21 protein-coding genes are annotated in these 20,509 nt (G+C 56.6%); 10 read left to right on the forward strand and 11 right to left on the reverse strand.

The window, feature by feature from the left end; all coding sequences use genetic code 11:
- Positions 1-304: 304 nt before the first annotated feature.
- The 9 genes from C0557_RS19635 to mltB all read right to left on the reverse strand — a co-directional run bounded on the left by C0557_RS19635 (position 305) and on the right by mltB (position 8,689).
- The gene (locus C0557_RS19635) at positions 305-991 is read right to left on the reverse strand and encodes a D-lyxose/D-mannose family sugar isomerase (protein WP_208660359.1); all 687 of its coding nucleotides are present in this window, start codon (positions 989-991) and stop codon (positions 305-307) included.
- Entirely contained in the window at positions 988-1,905 is a 918-nt protein-coding gene (locus C0557_RS19640) for an ROK family protein (RefSeq protein ID WP_208660361.1), read from the reverse strand. The genes C0557_RS19635 and C0557_RS19640 overlap by 4 nt, the downstream gene beginning before the upstream one ends.
- A 48-nt stretch (positions 1,906-1,953) precedes the next feature.
- Positions 1,954-2,814 (reverse strand): ketose-bisphosphate aldolase, encoded by an 861-nt coding sequence (locus C0557_RS19645; RefSeq protein ID WP_208660363.1) that lies wholly within the window; start codon positions 2,812-2,814, stop codon positions 1,954-1,956.
- Between the two features lie 81 nt (positions 2,815-2,895).
- On the reverse strand, positions 2,896-3,747 hold the full coding sequence (locus C0557_RS19650; RefSeq protein WP_208660365.1) for a class II fructose-bisphosphate aldolase: 852 nt from the start codon (positions 3,745-3,747) through the stop codon (positions 2,896-2,898).
- 11 nt (positions 3,748-3,758) lie between these two features.
- Positions 3,759-4,850 carry a PTS fructose transporter subunit IIC gene (locus tag C0557_RS19655; RefSeq protein ID WP_039080097.1) on the reverse strand — a complete coding sequence of 364 codons (1,092 nt, stop codon included), beginning with the start codon at positions 4,848-4,850 and terminating at the stop codon, positions 3,759-3,761.
- Between the two features lie 18 nt (positions 4,851-4,868).
- Positions 4,869-5,183 carry a PTS fructose transporter subunit IIB gene (locus C0557_RS19660; protein WP_039080096.1) on the reverse strand — a complete coding sequence of 105 codons (315 nt, stop codon included), beginning with the start codon at positions 5,181-5,183 and terminating at the stop codon, positions 4,869-4,871.
- A 19-nt stretch (positions 5,184-5,202) separates the two neighbouring features.
- A complete protein-coding gene (locus C0557_RS19665; RefSeq protein ID WP_007370547.1) occupies positions 5,203-5,673 on the reverse strand; it encodes a PTS sugar transporter subunit IIA in 471 nt (156 codons plus the stop codon).
- Positions 5,674-5,698: 25 nt separating this feature from the next.
- Positions 5,699-7,252, reverse strand: coding sequence for a transcription antiterminator (locus tag C0557_RS19670; protein ID WP_074773473.1), 1,554 nt, complete (start codon positions 7,250-7,252; stop codon positions 5,699-5,701).
- A gap of 354 nt (positions 7,253-7,606) precedes the next feature.
- Positions 7,607-8,689 (reverse strand): lytic murein transglycosylase B, encoded by a 1,083-nt coding sequence (gene mltB, locus C0557_RS19675; protein WP_208660367.1) that lies wholly within the window; start codon positions 8,687-8,689, stop codon positions 7,607-7,609.
- Positions 8,690-8,727: 38 nt separating this feature from the next.
- Here mltB and C0557_RS19680 point away from each other — a divergent pair, with 38 nt between their 5' ends.
- The 8 genes from C0557_RS19680 to gutQ all read left to right on the forward strand — a co-directional run bounded on the left by C0557_RS19680 (position 8,728) and on the right by gutQ (position 14,014).
- A complete protein-coding gene (locus C0557_RS19680) occupies positions 8,728-8,883 on the forward strand; it encodes a hypothetical protein (RefSeq protein ID WP_208660370.1) in 156 nt (51 codons plus the stop codon).
- Between the two features lie 79 nt (positions 8,884-8,962).
- Positions 8,963-9,523, forward strand: a complete 561-nt coding sequence (locus tag C0557_RS19685) for a PTS glucitol/sorbitol transporter subunit IIC (RefSeq protein ID WP_043952498.1) — start codon at positions 8,963-8,965, stop codon at positions 9,521-9,523.
- The gene (locus tag C0557_RS19690) at positions 9,520-10,479 is read left to right on the forward strand and encodes a PTS glucitol/sorbitol transporter subunit IIB (RefSeq protein WP_208660372.1); all 960 of its coding nucleotides are present in this window, start codon (positions 9,520-9,522) and stop codon (positions 10,477-10,479) included. The genes C0557_RS19685 and C0557_RS19690 overlap by 4 nt, the downstream gene beginning before the upstream one ends.
- A gap of 9 nt (positions 10,480-10,488) precedes the next feature.
- Positions 10,489-10,851 (forward strand): PTS glucitol/sorbitol transporter subunit IIA, encoded by a 363-nt coding sequence (srlB, locus tag C0557_RS19695; RefSeq protein WP_208660374.1) that lies wholly within the window; start codon positions 10,489-10,491, stop codon positions 10,849-10,851.
- Between the two features lie 17 nt (positions 10,852-10,868).
- Positions 10,869-11,648, forward strand: a complete 780-nt coding sequence (gene srlD / locus C0557_RS19700; RefSeq protein WP_208660376.1) for a sorbitol-6-phosphate dehydrogenase — start codon at positions 10,869-10,871, stop codon at positions 11,646-11,648.
- A gap of 207 nt (positions 11,649-11,855) precedes the next feature.
- On the forward strand, positions 11,856-12,212 hold the full coding sequence (gene gutM, locus C0557_RS19705; protein WP_208660378.1) for a transcriptional regulator GutM: 357 nt from the start codon (positions 11,856-11,858) through the stop codon (positions 12,210-12,212).
- 70 nt (positions 12,213-12,282) lie between these two features.
- A complete protein-coding gene (locus tag C0557_RS19710) occupies positions 12,283-13,056 on the forward strand; it encodes a DNA-binding transcriptional repressor (protein ID WP_208660380.1) in 774 nt (257 codons plus the stop codon).
- Entirely contained in the window at positions 13,049-14,014 is a 966-nt protein-coding gene (gutQ, locus tag C0557_RS19715) for an arabinose-5-phosphate isomerase GutQ (protein ID WP_208660382.1), read from the forward strand. Before C0557_RS19710 ends, gutQ begins: the two co-directional genes overlap by 8 nt.
- Here the strand turns inward: gutQ and norR are convergent.
- Positions 14,011-15,525, reverse strand: coding sequence for a nitric oxide reductase transcriptional regulator NorR (norR, locus tag C0557_RS19720; RefSeq protein WP_208660384.1), 1,515 nt, complete (start codon positions 15,523-15,525; stop codon positions 14,011-14,013). The genes gutQ and norR overlap by 4 nt on opposite strands.
- A 180-nt stretch (positions 15,526-15,705) precedes the next feature.
- Here norR and norV point away from each other — a divergent pair, with 180 nt between their 5' ends.
- Both norV and norW read left to right on the forward strand, forming a co-directional pair.
- Positions 15,706-17,157 carry an anaerobic nitric oxide reductase flavorubredoxin gene (norV, locus tag C0557_RS19725; RefSeq protein ID WP_208660386.1) on the forward strand — a complete coding sequence of 484 codons (1,452 nt, stop codon included), beginning with the start codon at positions 15,706-15,708 and terminating at the stop codon, positions 17,155-17,157.
- Complete coding sequence (gene norW / locus C0557_RS19730; RefSeq protein ID WP_208660389.1) at positions 17,154-18,287, forward strand: NADH:flavorubredoxin reductase NorW; 1,134 nt, start codon at positions 17,154-17,156, stop codon at positions 18,285-18,287. The genes norV and norW overlap by 4 nt, the downstream gene beginning before the upstream one ends.
- On the opposite strand, the gene hypF is transcribed toward norW, so the two are convergent.
- On the reverse strand, positions 18,268-20,505 hold the full coding sequence (hypF, locus tag C0557_RS19735; protein ID WP_208660391.1) for a carbamoyltransferase HypF: 2,238 nt from the start codon (positions 20,503-20,505) through the stop codon (positions 18,268-18,270). The genes norW and hypF overlap by 20 nt on opposite strands.
- Positions 20,506-20,509: the final 4 nt, after the last annotated feature.

The following is a 20,509-nucleotide window of genomic DNA, read 5'->3' on the forward strand; positions in this document are numbered from 1 at the left end:
ACAGAGAAAACAGAGTTACGGGGATCATCGACATGCCTCAAATATGTTATAACGTAACAATAAACATTCACGGCGTTGATGTAAATGCAGAGGCGAAACGGGAGTGCGTCGAAATGTTTCAGATTCCTCTCCCGCAGGCTATCTCTTGATCAAATCTTCGCAAGAGCCATTGACGCTCATGTTTTTCCCATGGATGGGAAAAAGGTTCAAAAAAATCCCCGACGACCACATCAGGGATTTGAGTATCAGAAACAGAAAAGGGAAAGGGGGAAAAACGCGCTGTCCACATAAGATACCGTTCGTGTCACGTCACATTCAAACGATCATATTCTTTGCATAACAACCACTTCACGGGGACATCCTCCTCAATGGTCGGAAAACGCCCGCCAGGTTCGAGGAAATAGTTATCGCGCTTATCGTCATTCACCATCGAAATCTCCCAACCGAGAACAAGCGTTTTCTCGGCCCAGAAACGGTGATACAAACGCGGCGGCAGACACACCCCCTGCCCCGGTTTTAACACCAGCGTCTCGCCGGGCTTAAACGTACGTTGCCGCCCGTCCACGCTCACTTCAACCGTGCGCCGCTCGTCAAACAGCGCCTCATCCGTCGCCCAGCCGAGCTGCATACACAAATCGCCGCGGCCCTGGTTCAGAATGTCTTTCATCTTATGGGTATGAAAATGCCACGGCGTCTGCTGCTCCTGCTGAATTTGCAGCATCTTTTCGGCATACGGCTTTGGGTACGCTCTCGAATTCAGCGCGCCGTTACGCAACGTCAGCAGCGTCAGGCCAATCTTGCCGAAATCACTCCGGCCAAAATCGGTGATATCCCAGCCCAACTGCAGATCCAGCACTTCGCCCCACTCCCCCAGCGGCTGCTTGCGCCAGGCATCGGCGGTAAAAAATGCAAACTCCGGCAGGCACACCCCGAACGTCTCGGCGATGGCATGAGCTTTATCAATGGCATAGTTAATCTGTGAACGTTTCATTCTGTTCTCCTGGTTCGAATGGCAAGCCAGGCAGCGCCACGCATGCCGCTGCTGTCGCCGTGATGGGCTTTCACGATGGGGGTGGAGAAATGATCGGTAAAAACGAAGTGGGCCACTTCGGTGTCCAGGTTCGCGATAAGCAACGCCGCATTCGACAGCCCGCCGCCAATCACAATCACACCTGGATCGAGAAGATTCACTACCGTCGCCAGAGTGCGGGCAAGCTGCTGGCGAAACCGCGCTACCTGCCGCACGGCATCGGGCTCCCCCTGCTGCGCCAGCGCCATAATCGCATCGCCCGTAAGATGCTGCCCGTTAAGCCATTGATAGCGTTCGCTCAACCCCGTCCCGGAGACAAACGACTCCACGCAGTTATCTTTACCGCAGTAACAGCGCACTGGCGGCCCATCGAGTTGCTCGCTGTAGCCAGGCAGGGTGATATGTCCGCACTCGGCGGCATTCCCCCACGCGCCAACAAACGGCTGGCGGTGAATGGCTATCCCGCCACCGCAGCCGGTACCGAGCGTGATACCGAACACGACTTCATGCTGCTGCCCCGCACCGTCACAGGCTTCCGACAAAGCGAAACAGTTTCCGTCGTTTGCCATCACCATTGTCTGCCCCAGCAACTGCTGGAGATCCGTCTGCAACGCGCGACCATTAATCACCTGGATATTAGAGTTCTTAATCAGACCGCTCAGCGGCGAGACGCTGCCCGGCAGGGCAATCCCCGTCATCATCGGCAGTTGTATGTCATCGCTAATCTGGTCGATAAAGGCGACCACCGATTCCACAAACTGCGGATAACTCGCTTTCTGCGTCGGGCAACGGTAACGGGCTATTTCCTGCCCCTGTGCGTCCATCACCACCGCCGCAATCTTCGTGCCGCCGATATCCAGCCCCAGGTAGTACATATCTCTTTCCTTATTGCGAAAAAGGCGGGCGAACCCGCCTCAATGGCCTTAGTAGAGTGACGCTTTCCCGGTTGATCCAAACAGCTTCATTTTGTGGCGGATCACATCTCGCGCAGCGTTGATCGCATCCGGATAGATCACGTTTGGATCCCACCAGGTTTCTCTGGCAAGGATCTCACGCACTTTCTGGAAGTAGGCGTACTTCATGTCGCTGGAGATATTGATTTTGCCCACCCCCAAGGTCACGGACTCGGCGATTTCTACATCCGGGTTGGCCGAACCTCCGTGTAGCACCAGCGGAATATCCAGACGCCCGGCAATGTCGCGCAGAATGTTCATTTGCAGCTTCGGCTGCATCCCTTTCGGATAGATACCATGTGCCGTCCCGATCGCCACCGCCAGAGTATCTGCCCCGGTGCGGGCAATAAAATCCTCTGCCTGTGCCGGGTCGGTATAGGTCACTTCCGACACGCCGCCTTCCACAGACGTGCCCGTCTGGCCGATGGTGCCCAGTTCCCCTTCCACCGAAACGCCCACCGCATGCGCCAGACGCACCACTTCTTTGGTCAACGCCACGTTCTCCTCATAGGGCAGCAGCGAGCCGTCGATCATTACCGAGGTGAACCCGCACTGGATTGCCCGAAGCACATGCTCGACCGATGCGCCATGATCCAGGTGCAGGGTGAACGGCACCGGGCTGCGCATGGTGATATCGCGGACATAGGCGAAAAAGCTATCCCCGACAAAATCGTGTTCGCTGGGGTGGATAGAGATAATTGCAGGCGTGTTGGTGGCTTCCGCTTCTTCCACCACCGCGCGAATGAAGCAGCTGTCCGCCACGTTGAACGCACCAATGGCGAAACCGTGTTGGCGGGTGGGTTTCAGTAACTCTTTCATCGAAATTAACATGTTAATTCTCCAGTTTCAGGGTGTAGCAAGCCCTGCCGGTGCATCGTTGCAGAGGCATAGAAGGCGTGACAGAAAAATGAATCAGGCTTTGCCGATGGCGCCGCTGGCCTGCAGATACGGGATAATGGCTTCCTCACTGGCCTGCTCCATGGCCATCAGCACATCCACCAGTTCGCGAGAATTGTCATGACACAGGGTATGCAGCAGCGCGGCTTTCCCGGCTTCGAACACCGCAGCGCCGACGTTGATCTTGGCGACGCCAAAGGACGGACAGCGCTGCATCTGGTCAAACGGGGTTCCGCTGCCGCCGTGCAATGCCAGCGGCACCGTCGATTTGCGAGCCACCTCTTCCAGGCGCTGAAAATCGATGGCGGGCGTGATGCCGGGGGCGTACATGCCGTGCGCGGTTCCGACTGACACTGCCAGAAGGTCAATCCCAGTCTGCTGGATAAACGGCTCGACGTCGGCGGCCTGGGTCATCAGATCCGCATTGGTGGCGTGGTCGTAGCGCGGAGCATCGGCCAGATGGCCTAACTCCCCCTCCACACACAGCCCGACGCTGGCGGCCAGTTCAACCACCGCGCGGGTCTGACGGACGTTCTCTTCCAGCGGGAAGGCGGACGCATCAATCATCAGCCCGCTAAACCCGGCGCGAAACGCCTGGCGAATGCGCGCGGGATCTTTCCCGTGGTCCAGCGCCAGTGTGACCGGCACCGTGGCCTCCTCGGCCAACGCTTTTACCACCGCCACGGCAACCGGTGCCGGGAAATGGGCAAGATGCTCCTGATACAGGTTCAGGATGATCGGTGCGCGGTGTTTCTCGGCAACCCGAACCGCCGCACGGGCGCTTTCCAGGTTCATACAGTTGATAGCGAGCAGCGCATAGTGTTCACACCAGGCTTTGGTCACCATGCTTTTCATATCGGCAAACATAGGGTCTCCGTTTATTCCAGGGTGAAGGTGATCTCTTCGTCTTTCAGTTTCTTATCGCTGAGCTCGTCAAACTCTTCGTCGCGTTCGGTCACCGGTTTCTTCCACAGCGACAGCATCACGCCGCAGATAACCGTGCCGATCCCCAGCGCCAGGCAGAACAGCAGCGGATGGGTAAACAGCGGGACCACGAACATGCCACCGTGCGGCACCGGGCTTTCCACGCCCCACACCATGATCAGACCACCCGCAATAGCCGAGGCCACCACACAGGAGCCGACCACGCGCAGCAGGTCACGCGCCGCAATCGGAATAACCCCTTCGGTAATCATGCAGATCCCCATCGGGAAGGCGGCTTTCAGCGCTTCACGTTCAGCGCGGGTGTATTTGTGGCGTGTCAGCAGGAACGAGAGGGTGATGCCGAACGGCGGAATAATAGAGCCGACAAACTTCACCGCTTCCGGCCCGTACACACCACTCACCAGCAGCCCATCGGCGAACAGCGACATGGTTTTGTTCACCGGGCCGCCGAAGTCGAACGTCGCCATTGCACCGAGGATGGCCCCCATCAGGAAGCGTGAACCGCCCTGCATCGACTCCAGCATGTGGATCAGCGCTTCCTGCAGCCAGGCGATGGGTTTGCCGATCAGCGTCATCATCAGCAGGCCGCCGATAATGGTGCTCAGCACTGGCAGCACCATGATGGGCATCAGACCCTGCATTGATTTCGGCAGGCGAATATAGTGTTTAAGCAGCAGGACGGTGTAACCCACCAGGAAACCACCCAGCATCCCGCCAATAAACCCGGTATGAATCTGCCCGCAGACAAAGCCAACAATCAGGCCCGGCGCGAATCCGGGACGGTCAGCAATGGAGTAGGCAATGGCGGCGCTGATCAGGGGGACAATCAACCCCATTCCCCAGCCGCCAATCTGATTGAGCATCCAGGGGATGGTGCCCGTTTTTTCTCCAACGTTTGTGCCGCCGAGTACCTGGCCGAGGGCAATACAAATGCCCGCTGCCACAATTAACGGAATCATCCACGAGATGCCCGTCAAAAGATGTCTTTTTATTTCCTGCGAAACAGGAACTTTATTTTCACTCATGTGACCTCCAGATAAGGATCACGCATTAGCTAATGATTTCTCGACCTTTTCAAGAAACTGAACGGGTGATTTAATGACAATTTCGGTTTTAACTCGCACGATGCGTTTATTAATGAAGCGCTCTTCTCCTTTTATTTTGACATCGACCGCAAGAATAACGACGTCGGCTGCGGAAATATCTTCCGCCAGCAACTCATTTTCAGTACCGATAGTGCCCTGAGTTTCAACTTTAATATTATGCCCAAGCGCTTTCGCGCCTTTAATTAACTTCTCGCGGGCAATATACGTATGTGCAATTCCTGCCGTACAGGCAGCGACACAAACAATATTCATAACATACCCCACTTTTTATTTAGCAAACATCGGATTCAGCATATTGACTAAACAAGTCAATAATCTTTTGTGGACTGCTCTCTTCAAGTAATTGCTCGATGATGTCTTCATCCGCCAGTGCACCTGCCACCTGAGAAAGCAGGCGAATATGCGTCGTATTTTGATCTTCAAGCCGTACAGCAAATAAAATAATGCAGCGCACGTTACTGCCATCCAGTGTTTCCCAGGGAATATCGTGGTGTGTGCGTCCAATCGCCAGGGTGGTATTAACTACCGCCGAGGATTTACCATGGGGTATCGCGATATGATTTTCGAAGCCGGTCGACCCTTCTGATTCACGTTGCCAGACATCCTGAATAAACGTTTCCCGGCAACTAATCGCGCCATCTTTTTGTAAAAGATCGGTTAATTCCTCAATCGCCTCCGTTTTATTCGTAGCTTTCATATTTAAAATAACGCGATTCGTATTCAGGATTTTTGTTATGTCCATTAAACATACCTCATGGATTCAGATATTAATGTTCGACGACCAGAGACGTCGCACGATGCAATTTTTCCGTAATAACCGTTTCCGTCACGCGCTTAATATCGGCGTCATTAAAAAAAGCGGTGACGTATACCACTGGCAGAGCAATGGTCGGCAGATTGATCGTCGAGACAACCAGTTCAATATCTTCCGTTAGTACCGACGGCAAGCTCCCCGCAGAGACCACGCCAACGATGGTCCAGTCCGGGAAGGCGCGCAGAATGCGGCTTTTCAGCAGATGCGAGGTGCCGACACCCGTCGAACAGACCAGCAGTACGCGCTTACGGGCAATCTGTCGCTCCATCGCCGCCTGGAAATGCACGGTTAAATAGCCGACTTCATCTTCCGATACCGCCTGCTCGCCCCAGCCGCTGAACACCCGGTTCACCGCACACTGGGTCAGCCGCCAGACGTCCTGTAACTCGCCTTTGATATCGTCCAGCAGCGGGTTACGAATGCAAATCTGATAATTGAGACGGTTAATCAATGGTTTAATGTGAATCAGCAGTCCGTCGTACAGCGCGATATCCTGGCTAAAATCGCTGTCGACCATATCGGCAAAGGTTGCGATAAGCCGGCAGGTAATCAGCCGGGCCTCATCGCTGGAGTGCATATGGCCAATCACGCTGACGTCGTTATGCTCTTCGATGACCACGCCGGAAGAGATAATATATTGATAAATAAACCAGACTTCGTCTTCCGGCAGCGGATGGGCAATGCGTGTTTCGATACGCTGAATCATGCGGCTGGCAACGGAAAAGATGTTTTCATCGAAGACGCTGGCGTTATCGTCCTTTTTCGGCAGCGCATTGCCGCGCGTAATGCGGTACATCATGATCAGGATATGAGTAAAAATATTGACGTAATACGGCTCGCCCAGCGACCAGCAGAGATCGTTTTCCATCTCCTGTAATAATGACTGAACGAATAAAACGTCTTCTTCGCCAAAATAATTGACCAGCGCGTTATAACTTCCCGGGTCGAGGCGGGAATAGATCACGCTGCCCGGTTCGTTATGGTTAATGATGCCATTAATCAGCGATGCCATTGCCTGACGCACACTACTTTCGCTGCCTTCGATATGCGTTCCGCTCTGGCTACGAATCAACGTCAATCCCAGCGGAGTAATCCAGGATTCAATCACTTTCAGATCGTTAACGATTGAAGCATTGCTGATAAAATAACGTTCCGACAATTTGCTGATGGAGGTTTCATGTGGCGTTTCGCTTAATAATTGTGAGGCTATTTTCACTCGCCGGGAATTGTTCATCATGCCATCGGTATCGTCACCTTCCACACTAAGCAACTGCTCGAGATGCAACAGGTCCGTTATATTATCTGCGCTTAACATGACCCCGGCACCGGCACGTTTATTTATGCCAATACTCCACTCTGCTAGCCACGGCTCCAGTATTCGTAAATCGCGTTGAATGGTTTTTTCCGAAACATTTAAGTATTCAGCGATTTTTAACAAGGTAATAAATTCCCTTCGTGGAAGAAGGAATTTCAATAATCTGTTTTGTCGCGAGGTAATCATTTGCATTATTTACCCTTACGCAGATTAAAAATAATTAAGAAGCTCTGGACAGATAAGCTCCACTTGCAATCCGTGATGATAAATATAAAAGGGCATTGAAATAACGACAATACTAAATCGTGTCCTGCCTTCCGGACAGAGAATAAGACAAGAAGGGAAATCCAGGAGATATTTCCAGCGCAGATCACACTTTTCACGCTAATTAACGTGATAGCGCTCGCAAATATGGGGAGGATAAAAATTTTAAATCAGATAATTCTTTTGCGGATGTCCGGCGTTGCCCGTGTCAGGTTCAAAAAAATCCCCGACGACCACATCAGGGATTTGTGCATAAGAGACAGCCCGCAGGAGGGGAAAGGATCAGCGCACGCGCGCTAACGATACAGCCTGGCCGAGCTGCCAGACCGCCATCGCGTAGTGGGTGCTGTGGTTATAGCGGGTGATGGTGTAGAAGTTCGGCAACCCGTACCAGTATTCATAACCAGTACCAATATCCAGGCGCAGCAGGCTGGCCTGTTGATGATCGCCCAGCGGCTGCTGCGGTGTTAAACCTGCCGCTGCCAGTTGTCCGACGCTGTAGTTGGTTTTAAAGCCATTCTCCAGCCCCGGCGCCTGGCCGTTGGCCGGAACGGCCACCAGATCGCCTTTCACCCAGCCGTGCTGTTTGAAGTAGTTCGCCACGCTGCCGATGGCATCGACCGGATCCCACAGGTTGATGTGACCATCACCATTGAAATCAACGGCAAACTCTTTATAGGAGGAAGGCATAAACTGGCCGTAGCCCATCGCACCGGCGAAAGAGCCTTTCAGATCGAGCGGATCATCGCTCTCATCGCGCGCCATCAGCAGGAAGGTTTCCAGTTCGCTGGCAAAGTATTGCGCGCGGCGCGGATAAGCAAAGGCCAGCGTCGCCAGGCCATCCAGAATACGGGTTTTGCCCATCACACGGCCCCAGCGCGTTTCCACGCCAATAATACCGACGATGATTTCCGGCGGTACGCCATAGACCATCCACGCGCGGTTGAGCGCATCTTCATACTGGTTCCAGAACGCCACGCCGTTTTGCACGTTATCCGGGGTAATGAACTGTTTGCGATAGCGCAGCCAGGCGCCATTCGGCCCCGTCGGCCCGGTGTATATCGGCGCCTGTTTATCCATCAGGCGCAGCACGTAGTCCAGACGTTTCGCCTGCGACAGAATTTCGTGCAGTTGCTGGCGGTCAAAACCGTGTTTGCTCACCATCATATCGATGAACTGTTCAGCGGCCGGATTATTGGCGAAGTCGCCGCCGGTCATCACTACCGAATGCTGCGGCTCCAGCAGAAAACCGCCGGAAGGCTTAGGTGATACGGTTTGAGGGGTTTCGGCAAGCTGGGGTTTACTGCTACAGGCACAGAGCACAACAAACGCAGGCAGCAACGCTGCGTAATAACGCTTCAACATGGGACGTCCATTTTAAACGAATTCAGCCAGGAGCAAGTATGGTAAAGCATCTGGCTACCGACAAGGAAGCGACATCAAGCCTGCGCGCACGATCGCACCCCACTTTTTCTCTTCTCATTGCGCGTTCATTTAAAAGCGGCGCTCTTCGCATAATCTTTCACAATGATCATTTTTTCTTTCATAACGAGATCTAAATAACACATTTCAACCTTTCATCATGATTATGATAGCGCACAGTTAAACAACAAAACGACAACCCTACAGGAGAGAACAATGGAAACCATCACGCATGGTGCCGAATGGTTCATCGGGCTGTTTCAGAAAGGCGGAGAAGTTTTTACCGGCATGGTGACCGGTATTCTGCCGCTGCTGATAAGCCTGCTGGTGATCATGAATGCGCTGATTAACTTTATTGGTCAGCAGCGAATTGAAAAGCTCGCGCAGCGCTGCGCGGGCAATCCGCTGACCCGTTACCTGCTGCTGCCGTGCGTCGGCACTTTTGTCTTCTGCAACCCGATGACATTAAGCCTCGGGCGCTTTATGCCGGAGCGCTACAAACCCAGTTATTACGCTGCGGCGTCTTACAGTTGCCACTCAATGAACGGCCTGTTTCCGCACATTAACCCCGGCGAGCTGTTTGTCTATCTCGGCATCGCCAACGGCCTGACCACGCTCGGTTTACCGTTAGGCCCGCTGGCAGTGAGCTATCTGCTGGTTGGCCTGGTCACCAACTTCTTCCGTGGCTGGATTACCGATCTCACAACGGCCATTTTCGAGAAGAAAATGGGTATTCAACTTGAACAGGATGTCCAACTCGCCGGAGCAGCATCATGACCCGCATTGTGATTGAAAAAGGCGCTGGCGGCTGGGGCGGCCCGCTGGAAATCGACGCCAGCGTTGAGAAGAAAATCGTCTATATCACCGCCGGAACGCGTCCGGCCATCGTTGACAAGCTGGCGCAACTTACCGGCTGGCAGGCAGTGGACGGTTTTAAAGAGGGCGAACCGCCGGAAACGGAGATCGGCGTAGCGGTGATTGACTGCGGCGGCACGCTGCGCTGCGGCATCTACCCGAAACGGCGCATCCCGACGGTGAACATCCACGCAACGGGGAAATCCGGGCCGCTGGCGCAATACATCCTTGAAGATATCTATGTCTCTGGCGTGAAAGAGGAAAACATTCATCTGCAGGGCGAAGCGGCCACGGCCAAACCGGCCGCCCGGCGGGATTACGACAGCAGCAAAAAAATCACCGAGCAGAGCGACGGGCTGCTGGCAAAAGTCGGGATGGGCATGGGCTCGGCTGTGGCGGTGCTGTTCCAGGCCGGGCGCGACACCATCGATACGGTGCTGAAAACCATCCTGCCGTTTATGGCCTTCGTCTCGGCGTTAATCGGCATCATTATCGCCTCCGGCCTCGGCGACGGAATCGCCCACGGTCTGGCGCCGCTGGCCAGCCATCCGCTGGGTCTGGTGACGCTGGCGCTGATCTGCTCTTTCCCGCTGCTGTCACCGTTTCTCGGCCCTGGCGCCGTAATCGCGCAGGTGATTGGCGTGCTGATCGGCGTACAAATTGGTCAGGGGAATATTCCACCGCATCTCGCCCTGCCCGCGCTGTTTGCCATTAACGCGCAGGCGGCCTGCGACTTTATCCCGGTCGGTTTGTCGCTGGCGGAAGCCCGCCAGGACACGGTTCGCGTCGGTGTGCCCTCGGTGCTGGTCAGCCGCTTTTTGACCGGCGCGCCAACGGTGCTGATTGCCTGGTTTGTTTCCGGTTTCATTTATCAGTAAGGAGGTGACATGAGCGTTATTTATCAAACCACCATTACCCGCATTGGTGACAGCGCAGTGGATGCGCTCAGCGACAACATGCTGATTACCTTCAGGGAAGGCGCGCCCGCCGATGTCGCCGAGTTCTGTTTTATCCATAACCACGGTGCGCTGAGCGGCGCACTGTTACCCGGCGCGCAATTCGAGCTTGGCGAGCAACATTATCCGGTCACCGCCGTTGGCGATGTCGCCGAACAGAATTTGCGCGAGCTGGGCCATATCACCCTGCGTTTTGATGGGCAAACGCAGGCGGAATACCCCGGAACGGTACATGTCGCAGGCCCGGTGCCGGACACTATCGCCCCCGGCTGCATTTTGAAATTTGTCGCTTAAGTCGTAAGGAGAAGAGTATGAAACAGGTTGCCGTAGTCATTGGCGGAGGACAAACCCTTGGGGCGTTCCTGTGCCGTGGGCTTGCCGCAGAAGGATACCGCGTGGCGGTAGTGGATATTCAGAGTGATAAAGCGGCGAATGTCGCCCAGGAGATCAACAGCGAGTTTGGCGAAGGGATGGCCTATGGCTTTGGCGCGGACGCCACCAGCGAGCATAGCGTGCTGGCGCTGGCGCGCGGCGTGGACGAAATTTTTGGCCGAGCGGATCTGCTGGTCTACAGCGCCGGCATCGCCAAGGCTGCGTTCATCAGCGATTTTGCGCTGGGGGATTTTGACCGCTCGCTACAGGTCAACCTGGTCGGCTATTTCCTCTGCGCGCGCGAGTTCGCCAAATTGATGATTCGCGACGGTATTCAGGGGCGCATTATCCAGATCAACTCAAAGTCCGGCAAAGTGGGCAGCAAACATAATTCCGGCTACAGCGCGGCAAAATTCGGCGGCGTCGGCTTAACCCAGTCGCTGGCGCTGGATCTGGCGGAATATGGCATTACGGTGCATTCGCTGATGCTGGGCAACCTGTTGAAATCACCGATGTTCCAGTCGCTTATCCCGCAATACGCCAGCAAACTGGGCATTGCGGCTGGCGAGGTCGAGCAGTACTACATCGACAAAGTGCCGCTGAAACGCGGCTGCGATTACCAGGACGTGTTGAATGTGTTGATGTTTTACGCCAGCCCGAAAGCGTCTTATTGCACCGGGCAGTCGATTAATGTGACCGGCGGCCAGGTGATGTTCTGATAGTGCATGCGCCATCTATTGCCTGATGGCGCTTCGCTTATCAGGCCTACGCATACTGTCTGAGGACGGAATACCGCAGGCCGGATAAGGCGTTAGCCGCCATCCGGTGGCGTTCATTGCCTGAGGACGGAATACCGTAGGCCGGATAAGGCGTTAGCCGCCATCCGGCAATCACACTGACCTGGAGCAGCAACAAAGGAGAATAGGATGGTTTCAGCCCTGATCACCGTCGCCGCTATCGCCTGGCTCAGCCAGTTGGCGCTTGGCGGCTGGCAAATCCGCCAGTTCAACCGGGCGTTCGACGCACTATGCCAGCGCGGGCGCGTCGGCGTTGGCCGCTCCGGCGGGCGCTTTAAACCCCGCGTCGTTCTCGCCGTCGCGTTTGATAAACAGGACTGTGTTTGCGATACCCTGTTAATGCGCGGCATTACGGTTTTCGCCCGTCCGGCAAAAATCGACCATTTAATCGGTGTGAAAAGAGAGGAATTAGAGCCTGATGTGATCTTTCCCCATGATCCCGCCTGTCAGAATGCTCTATCATTAGCGCTTAAAATGAAACATTGATAATTTCGTTGTGAACGCTATTAGCTTGCGAAATTATCATTTCGCAACGTAACGCAGGATATCAGCGCCAATGAAACCACGTCAGCGTCAGGCGGCTATTCTTGAGCATCTGCAAAAGCAGGGAAAGTGTTCTCTTGAAGAGCTGGCAGCATACTTCGACACCACAGGGACGACCATACGTAAGGATTTGGTCGCGCTGGAGCATTCCGGCGCGGTGATCCGCACCTATGGCGGCGTGGTGCTAAATAAAGACGAAGCCGATCCCCCTATCGATCACAAAACGCTGATCAACACCGTACAAAAGGGGCTGATAGCCGAAAAAGCCGTCACCTATATTCATGACGGCGACTCGATCATCCTCGACGCGGGCAGCACCGTATTGCAGATGGTGCCGCTGCTCAGCCACTTCAATAACATCACGGTGATGACCAACAGCCTGCACATCGTCAATGCGTTATCGGAACTGGATAACGAGCAGACCATCCTGATGCCCGGCGGTACCTTCCGCAAAAAATCCGCCTCGTTTCACGGCCAACTGGCGGAAAACGCCTTTGACCATTTCAGCTTCGACAAGCTGTTTATGGGCACGGACGGTATCGATCTGAACGCAGGCGTCACCACGTTCAACGAGGTGTTCACCGTCAGCAAAGCGATGTGCAACGCCGCGCGGGAAGTGATTCTGATGGCCGACTCATCCAAGTTTGGCCGCAAAAGCCCGAACGTGGTGTGTAGTCTGGAAAGCGTCAATAAACTGATCACCGACGCCGGGATCCCGGCGGACGTTCGCGCCGCGCTGGAAGCCAAAGGCGTCGAGGTGATCATTGCCGGAGAAGATCATGAGTGAGTCGTTAATTAATGCCGGGCGTCAGACCCTGTTACTGGAACTTCAGGAAGCCAGCCGTCTGCCGGACAGGCTCGGCGAGGCTTTCGTCCGCGCCGCCGAAACGGTGCTGAAGTGCGAAGGTAAAGTGATTGTTTCCGGCATCGGCAAATCGGGGCATATCGGCAAAAAAATCGCCGCCACCTTTGCCAGCACCGGCACTCCAGCCTTTTTCGTGCATCCGGCGGAAGCGCTGCACGGCGATCTGGGCATGATTGAAAGCCGCGACGTGATGCTGTTTATCTCCTACTCCGGTTCGGCAAAAGAGTTGGATCTGATCCTGCCGCGGCTGGCGGAGAAATCCGTCGCCCTGCTGGCGATGACCGGCAAACCGCGCTCGCCGCTGGCGCTGGCCGCCGACGCAGTGCTGGATATCTCCGTTGAGCGTGAAGCCTGCCCGATGCATCTGGCACCGACCTCCAGTACCGTCACAACGCTGATGATGGGCGATGCGCTGGCGATGTCGGTGATGCAGGCGCGCGGCTTTGACGAAGAGGATTTTGCCCGCTCCCATCCGGCAGGCGCGCTTGGTGCGCGGCTGCTGAATAAAGTGCATCATCTGATGCGCAAAGAGGAGCAGATCCCGCAGGTACAACTGACGACCAGCGTGATGGAGGCGATGCTGGAGCTAAGCCGCACCGGTTTAGGTCTGGTGGCCGTTTGCGATGCGCAACGTCAGGTTAAAGGCGTCTTTACCGACGGCGATCTGCGCCGCTGGCTGGTGGCAGGCGGCGCATTAACCACCGCCGTCAGCGAAGCGATGACGCGCGGCGGCATCACCTTAGACGCCAACAGCCGCGCGGTGGATGCCAAAGAGCGCCTGATGCAGCGTAAAATCGCCGCCGCCCCGGTGGTGGATGACGCGGGAATTCTGGTGGGCGCCATCAACCTGCAGGATTTTTATCAGGCAGGCATTCTTTAACGCTTCAGCCCCAGACGTTTCGCCAGCCGGTGCAGGTTGGCGACGTCCAGTTCCAGCGCCCGGGCGCAGGCCGCCCAGTTCCCGCCGCGCTCTTCCAGCGTCCGGGCAATCATCGCCCGCTGGAAATCCTCCGTGGCATCGCGCAGATTCTGCCCTGCCAATAACACAGGCGCGGTGTGTACCACCGGCGTCTGTTCATCGCTGAGGGCAAAATGTCGCGCCTCCAGCACCACATCATCGCTGTTGCGCGTCCCGCGCGCCAGAATCACCGCACGGTGAATGGCATGTTCCAGCTCGCGCACATTGCCCGGCCAGCCGTAGCTGAGTAAATGCGCACGCGCGCCGGGGCTGAGCGCCACTCTGCCAAGCCCCAGACGCAAACGGCACTGTTCGCAGAAGTAACCCGCCAGCAGCACCACATCGTCGCCCCGTTCACGCAGCGGCGGCACCGATAACGGGAACACGCTGAGTCGATGATAGAGATCGGCGCGAAAACGCCCGGCCAGCACCTCTTCACGCAGATCGCGGTTGGTCGCCGCCAGCACGCGCACATCCACGCGCAAGCTGCGATCGTCGCCGACACGTTGCAGATCGCCATACTGCAATACCCGCAGCAGCTTGGCCTGCAATGAGAGGGACAATTCACCGATCTCATCAAGAAACAGCGTGCCGTTATCCGCCATCTCAAACTTGCCGCTGCGATTGCTGATGGCCCCGGTAAAGGCGCCTTTCACGTGGCCGAACAGTTCACTCTCGGCCACGCTTTCCGGCAACGCCGCGCAGTTGAGGTAAACCAGCGGGCTGGCTGCCCGCGCGGAACCTTCATGAATCGCCTTAGCCACCAGCTCTTTCCCGGTGCCGGTTTCGCCGCTGATCAGCACGTTAAGATCGGACGCGGCAACAATATCGATCTCTTTTTTCAACGCCACCATGCCCGGCGATAAGCCGATCATTTCGCTGCGCGCCACCGGCTCAAACGCGGCGGGTGCGCCGGGCAGCATATTCTGGCTCTCCAGTTGCTCAATCAGCAGCGCATTGTTCAACGCCCCTGCCGCCAGCGCCGCAATCAGCCGCAGCTCTTCGTCGCTAAAGCTGTCGAACTGATCCGGTGACATACCATCCAGCGTCAGCGCGCCAATCAGGTTCTGCCCGGCAAACAGCGGCAGCCCGACGCAGGCATGCACTTTCAGGCTCTCCTGGCCGGGGATCAGCCCGTCATAAGGATCGGGCAAACCGCTGTCGGCCGGAAAACGCACCACATCCCCCGCGCGGGCAATCGCCTCCAGCCGTGGGTGCCCCTCCAGCGTAAAACGCCTGCCGAGTACGTCCTGCGCCAGCCCGTCGATAGCCAGCGGAATAAATTGCCGTGCTTCATAACGCAGTAGCGCAGAGGCATCGCAGGCCAGCACCTGGCGCAGCGTGGCAATCAGCCGCTGGAAGCGATCCGCATGGCCGATACCGCTCTGCAATTCAATGGCGATTCCCGCCAGCACATTCAGCGAAAAACTCATGCTTACCTCACTGTCTTTTTGACAACGCATAGTGTCATATTGACTGTAAATATCATAGTCATAATGACATCTATTTTCTCATTAAAAACAATAAAAATATTAAAAATCAATAAAATAAAAAGTTGGCACGGCCTTTGATATTAGCCATACATCGAACTGAAAAAGTACAGGACATTTGATATGGCTATTCATGTAAAAAACAACATTCATTGGGTTGGGCAACGTGACTGGGAAGTGCGCGATTTTCACGGTACTGAATACAAAACGCTGAAAGGCAGCAGCTACAACAGCTATTTGATCCGCGAAGGCAAAAACGTGCTGATCGATACCGTCGATCACAAATTCAGCCGCGAGTTTGTGCAGAACCTGAGCGCGGAGATCGATCTGCAACGCATCGACTACATTGTGATTAACCACGCCGAAGAAGATCACGCCGGTGCGCTGACCGAGCTGATGTCGCACATCCCGCATACGCCGATCTACTGCACGGCGAATGCGATCGACTCGATCACCGGCCATCACCATCACCCGGAGTGGAACTTTAACGTCGTGAAAACCGGCGACACGCTGGACATCGGCAACGGCAAACAGTTGATCTTCGTTGAAACCCCAATGCTGCACTGGCCGGACAGCATGATGACCTACATGACCGGCGACGCCGTACTGTTCAGCAATGACGCTTTCGGCCAGCACTACTGCGACGAACGCCTGTTTAATGATGAAGTGGATCAGGCGGAACTGTTCGAACAGTGCCAGCGCTACTACGCAAATATCCTGACGCCGTTCAGCCGCCTGGTGACGCCGAAAATCACCGAAATCCTCGGCTTTAATCTGCCGGTAGATATGATTGCCACCTCGCACGGCGTGGTATGGCGCGATAACCCGACGCAAATTGTCGAGCTGTACCTGAAATGGGCGGCCGATTATCAGGAAGATCGCATCACCCTTTTCTACGACACCATGTCCAACAACACCCGCATGATGGCCGACGCCATTGCACAGGGCATTAACGAAGTTGACCCGCGCGTGGCGGTGAAAATCTTTAATGTCGCCCGCAGCGATAAAAACGATATTTTGACCAATGTGTTCCGCTCGAAAGGCGTGCTGGTTGGCACCTCGACCATGAATAACGTGATGATGCCGAAAATCGCCGGGCTGGTCGAAGAGATCACCGGCCTGCGTTTTCGCAACAAACGCGCCAGCGCCTTTGGCTCCCATGGCTGGAGCGGCGGCGCGGTAGATCGTCTCTCCACCCGCTTACAGGATGCCGGGTTTGAAATGTCCGTCAGCCTGAAAGCCAAATGGCGACCGGACATCGACGCGCTGGAAGTATGCCGCCAGCACGGGCGCGATATCGCCCGCCAGTGGGCGCTCTCTCCTTTGCCGGAAGCGGTAAAACCGGCCTCCACAACGGCTCAGGAAGCCTGCGCCTGTGCCGCAGCCGCCGCTGCGGAACTCGGCCCGCGCATGCAGTGCAGCGTCTGCCAGTGGATCTACGATCCAGCAAAAGGCGAGCCAATGCAGGATGTTGCGCCAGGTACGCCGTGGAGCGAGGTTCCGGATAATTTCCTCTGCCCGGAATGTTCCTTAGGCAAAGAGGTATTTGACGAACTGGCAACGGAGGCAAAATGAGCGCAGGTATTGTGATTATCGGATCGGGCTTCGCCGCCCGGTCGCTGGTGAAAAACATCCGTAAACTCGACAGCGCCGTACCGCTGACGTTAATTGCCGCCGACAGCATCGATGAGTACAACAAACCGGATCTCAGCCATGTCATCAGCGAAGCGCAAAGTGCCGATGATTTGCTGCGCCAACCGGCGGGAGAATTTGCCGAGCAGTTTAACCTGCGGCTGTTCCCGCACACGATCATCACCGCCATTGATGCTGAGGCGCAGGTGGTGAAAAGCGTCGATAAACAGTGGCAGTACGACAAACTGGTGCTGGCGACGGGGGCAAAAGCCTTCGTTCCGCCGCTGCCGGGGCGCGAGCACATGCTGACGCTCAACAGCCTGCAAGAGTATCGCGCCTGCGAAAACAGGCTGCGCGATGCCGCCAGCGTGCTGATTGTCGGTGCCGGGTTGATTGGCTGCGAGCTGGCAATGGATTTTCGCCGCACCGGGAAAACCGTCACCCTGCTGGATAACGCCGCCAGTATTCTGCCTTCGCTGATGCCGCCAGAAGTCAGCAGCCGTCTGCAACATAGCCTGACGTCGCTGGGCGTGCGCCTGCTGCTCTCCTCCCGTTTGCAACAACTGACGGCAAGCGCAAATGGCATTTGCGCACAGCTTGAGGACGAACGCTGCGTAGAAGCCGACGTGGTGATTGCCGCCACAGGCCTGTCGCCGGAAGTGTCGCTGGCACAAGCCGCCGGGGTGGAAACCCGCCGAGGCATCGTGGTTAATGCGGCGCTGCAAACCAGCAACCCGCAGATCTATGCGCTTGGCGACTGCGCCGAGATCAACGGCAGGGTGCTGCCTTTCCTGCAACCCGCCCAGCTCAGCGCCATTACGCTGGCGAAAAACCTGCTCGGCAACAGCGCGCAACTGGCGCTGCCTGCCATGCTGGTGAAGGTAAAAACGCCACTGATGCCGTTGCACCTGGCCGGAGAAACCGCCCGCCGCGACCTGAACTGGCAGATTACGACTCACCCCCAGGGCATGGTGGCGAAAGGGCTTGATGCTGATGAGAAACTGCGCGCCTTTGTGGTCAGCGAAGAGCGCATGAAAGAGGCTTTCGCGCTGCTTAAAGCGCTGGCGCTATAGTCCGCGCAGCGGCAACCAGCCCCTGGCCGAAGGCAATTCCGCCATCTCCGGCCGGGAGCTGGTGCGGGAAGAGCAAGGTGAAATCAGCAAGCCAGGCTTGCAGGCGCGCCTTCAGCAGGCGGTTATGCAGTACGCCGCCGCTGAATGCCAGCGTCTGAATACCGCGTCGCTCTGCCTGTTCGCGGGCAAGGCTTGCCAGCCCCTCCGCCAGCGCGTCGTGAAACGCCCACGCACGCTGCGCGGGTGATGCCTGCCAGCCCAGCCACTGCCGCCAGAAGGTGGCAAGATCAAACTGATTTCCGCATAGCGGCAGCGTGACGGGATGCTCAACCGCAGAGACGGACGCCGCCAGCGCTTCAAGCCGACAGGCGGCTTCGCCTTCATAACTCAGGTGCAGCGGCGCGCAGCCCAGCGCGCAGGCCACCGCATCAAATAAACGTCCGCAAGAAGAGGCCAGCGGCGCGTTGATGCCGCGCTCAATGGCGCGCGCCAGCAGCGGCCAGTTTTGCTGTCGGAGCACAGCGGTTTCCGGGTAATGTTGCCACTCAGGTACAAACGCCAGCATCTGCGCCAGCAGGTTGCGCCACGGCTGCCGCGCGGCCAGATCGCCGCCCGGTAAAGCCACCGCCGGTAAGCCGCCAAGGCGCTCGCATTCGCGATAATTGACGCGCAAACATTCGCCGCCCCACAGCGCGCCGCCCTCCCCCATGCCAATACCGTCCAGCGTCAGCGCAATCACATCGCCGCCATCAAGCGGCCAGCCATGTTCGCCGAGACACGCTGCGGCATGCGCATGGTGATGCAGCACCGTTTGCAGTGGCAATCCGCTGCAATGCGCCCACTGGCTGGTGCGATAAGCGGGATGCGCATCGATGACCAGTTGCTGCGGAGTGAAGTCGTAAATCGTCTGCATCAGGCGCAGCGCGTTGCGCCACTGCGTTTCCACACCTTCATCGCTGAGATCGCCAAAGTGCTGACCCGGCACTGCGGCTTCACCGCGCAGCAGACAAAAGGTGTTTTTCATATCCGCGCCAAGGCACAGCAGCGGCGGTATGGCGTTGAACCCTTCCGGCAGGCTCAGCGCATCCGGCACGTAGCCGCGCGAACGGCGCAGCATCTCGCCGTTTGCCCGCAACACGGAGTCATCCATGCGCTGCACAATGTCGCGATTGTGCAGTAAAAACCCACCGGCAATTCCCGCCAGATCAACCAGCGCCTGTTCATTCGTGAGGGCGGGCGGTTTGCCGCTGAGGTTGCCGGAAGTCATCACCAGCGGACGCTGCAAACCCTGCGCCAGCAGATGCTGCAACGGATTGGACGGCAGCATAACGCCCACTTCATCCAGGCCCGGCGCCACGGCATCGCATAAACCATCAACGGTGGATTTCGCCACCAGCACAATCGGCGCGGCTGGCGTGGCGAGTAAACGCTGTGCATCGGCGGGTAACCCAGCCGCATCCGGCAGCATCACCGCCAGCGGTTTTGCCGGGCGATGTTTACAGGCGCGCAGATGCTGCACCGCCGCCTGGTTATGGGCATCGCAGGCGAGGTGAAAACCGCCCACACCTTTGACAGCCACCACGCCACCGCTTTTCAGCAATGAAATCGCGGCCTGCAATGCCGCTTCGCCGGTGGTTTGCCAGACATCGCTGCGCCACTCAAGCTGCGGGCCGCACTGTGGGCAGGCGACAGGCTGAGCGTGGAAACGGCGATCGAAGGGACTGCGATACTCCGCTTCGCAGTCCGCACAGAGCGGGAACGCCGCCATCACCGTATAAGGCCGGTCATAAGGCATGGCGTTGATAATGGTAAAGCGCGGCCCGCAATGGGTGCAGTTGATAAACGGGTAACGGTAGCGGCGCTCGCGGGGATCGTTCATCTCCGCCAGGCAGGCGGGACACGTCGCCGCATCGGGAACAATTTGCGTATTCATGGCACCACCCGCGCTCTGGCGGATGGTGAAATCTTGTGGTGGCGATGGCCAGTGGAACGGGGCGCTGACGACGCGATCGATGCGCGCCAGCGGCGGGCAATGTTGCTGCAACAGGATGACGAAATCACCGGCATCGCCGAGCAGGCGAACTTCGACACCCTGTGCATCATTACAGACATCACCTTTGCAACGGTGCTGCTGCGCCAGTTGCCAGACAAAGGGGCGAAAACCCACCCCCTGAACTTTACCGTATACGCGTAAGCAAACACCGTTGCTGGTTGTCATCGCA

This window comes from Kosakonia sp. MUSA4 (assembly GCF_013085925.1).
Classification (GTDB): Bacteria; Pseudomonadota; Gammaproteobacteria; order Enterobacterales; family Enterobacteriaceae; genus Kosakonia; species Kosakonia sacchari_B.

Coding starts and splice junctions, on each gene's coding strand:
- norR (WP_208660384.1), bottom strand. CDS start 15,525: ATGAGTTTTTCGCTGAATGTGCTGGCGGGAATCGCCATTGAATTGCAG.
- C0557_RS19640 (WP_208660361.1), bottom strand. CDS start 1,905: ATGTACTACCTGGGGCTGGATATCGGCGGCACGAAGATTGCGGCGGTG.
- srlD (WP_208660376.1), top strand. CDS start 10,869: ATGAAACAGGTTGCCGTAGTCATTGGCGGAGGACAAACCCTTGGGGCG.
- norW (WP_208660389.1), top strand. CDS start 17,154: ATGAGCGCAGGTATTGTGATTATCGGATCGGGCTTCGCCGCCCGGTCG.
- C0557_RS19685 (WP_043952498.1), top strand. CDS start 8,963: ATGGAAACCATCACGCATGGTGCCGAATGGTTCATCGGGCTGTTTCAG.
- C0557_RS19670 (WP_074773473.1), bottom strand. CDS start 7,252: ATGCAAATGATTACCTCGCGACAAAACAGATTATTGAAATTCCTTCTT.
- norV (WP_208660386.1), top strand. CDS start 15,706: ATGGCTATTCATGTAAAAAACAACATTCATTGGGTTGGGCAACGTGAC.
- gutQ (WP_208660382.1), top strand. CDS start 13,049: ATGAGTGAGTCGTTAATTAATGCCGGGCGTCAGACCCTGTTACTGGAA.
- mltB (WP_208660367.1), bottom strand. CDS start 8,689: ATGTTGAAGCGTTATTACGCAGCGTTGCTGCCTGCGTTTGTTGTGCTC.
- hypF (WP_208660391.1), bottom strand. CDS start 20,505: ATGACAACCAGCAACGGTGTTTGCTTACGCGTATACGGTAAAGTTCAG.
- C0557_RS19655 (WP_039080097.1), bottom strand. CDS start 4,850: ATGAGTGAAAATAAAGTTCCTGTTTCGCAGGAAATAAAAAGACATCTT.
- gutM (WP_208660378.1), top strand. CDS start 11,856: ATGGTTTCAGCCCTGATCACCGTCGCCGCTATCGCCTGGCTCAGCCAG.
- C0557_RS19645 (WP_208660363.1), bottom strand. CDS start 2,814: ATGTTAATTTCGATGAAAGAGTTACTGAAACCCACCCGCCAACACGGT.
- srlB (WP_208660374.1), top strand. CDS start 10,489: ATGAGCGTTATTTATCAAACCACCATTACCCGCATTGGTGACAGCGCA.
- C0557_RS19650 (WP_208660365.1), bottom strand. CDS start 3,747: ATGTTTGCCGATATGAAAAGCATGGTGACCAAAGCCTGGTGTGAACAC.
- C0557_RS19635 (WP_208660359.1), bottom strand. CDS start 991: ATGAAACGTTCACAGATTAACTATGCCATTGATAAAGCTCATGCCATC.
- C0557_RS19680 (WP_208660370.1), top strand. CDS start 8,728: ATGGTAAAGCATCTGGCTACCGACAAGGAAGCGACATCAAGCCTGCGC.
- C0557_RS19660 (WP_039080096.1), bottom strand. CDS start 5,183: ATGAATATTGTTTGTGTCGCTGCCTGTACGGCAGGAATTGCACATACG.
- C0557_RS19690 (WP_208660372.1), top strand. CDS start 9,520: ATGACCCGCATTGTGATTGAAAAAGGCGCTGGCGGCTGGGGCGGCCCG.
- C0557_RS19665 (WP_007370547.1), bottom strand. CDS start 5,673: ATGGACATAACAAAAATCCTGAATACGAATCGCGTTATTTTAAATATG.
- C0557_RS19710 (WP_208660380.1), top strand. CDS start 12,283: ATGAAACCACGTCAGCGTCAGGCGGCTATTCTTGAGCATCTGCAAAAG.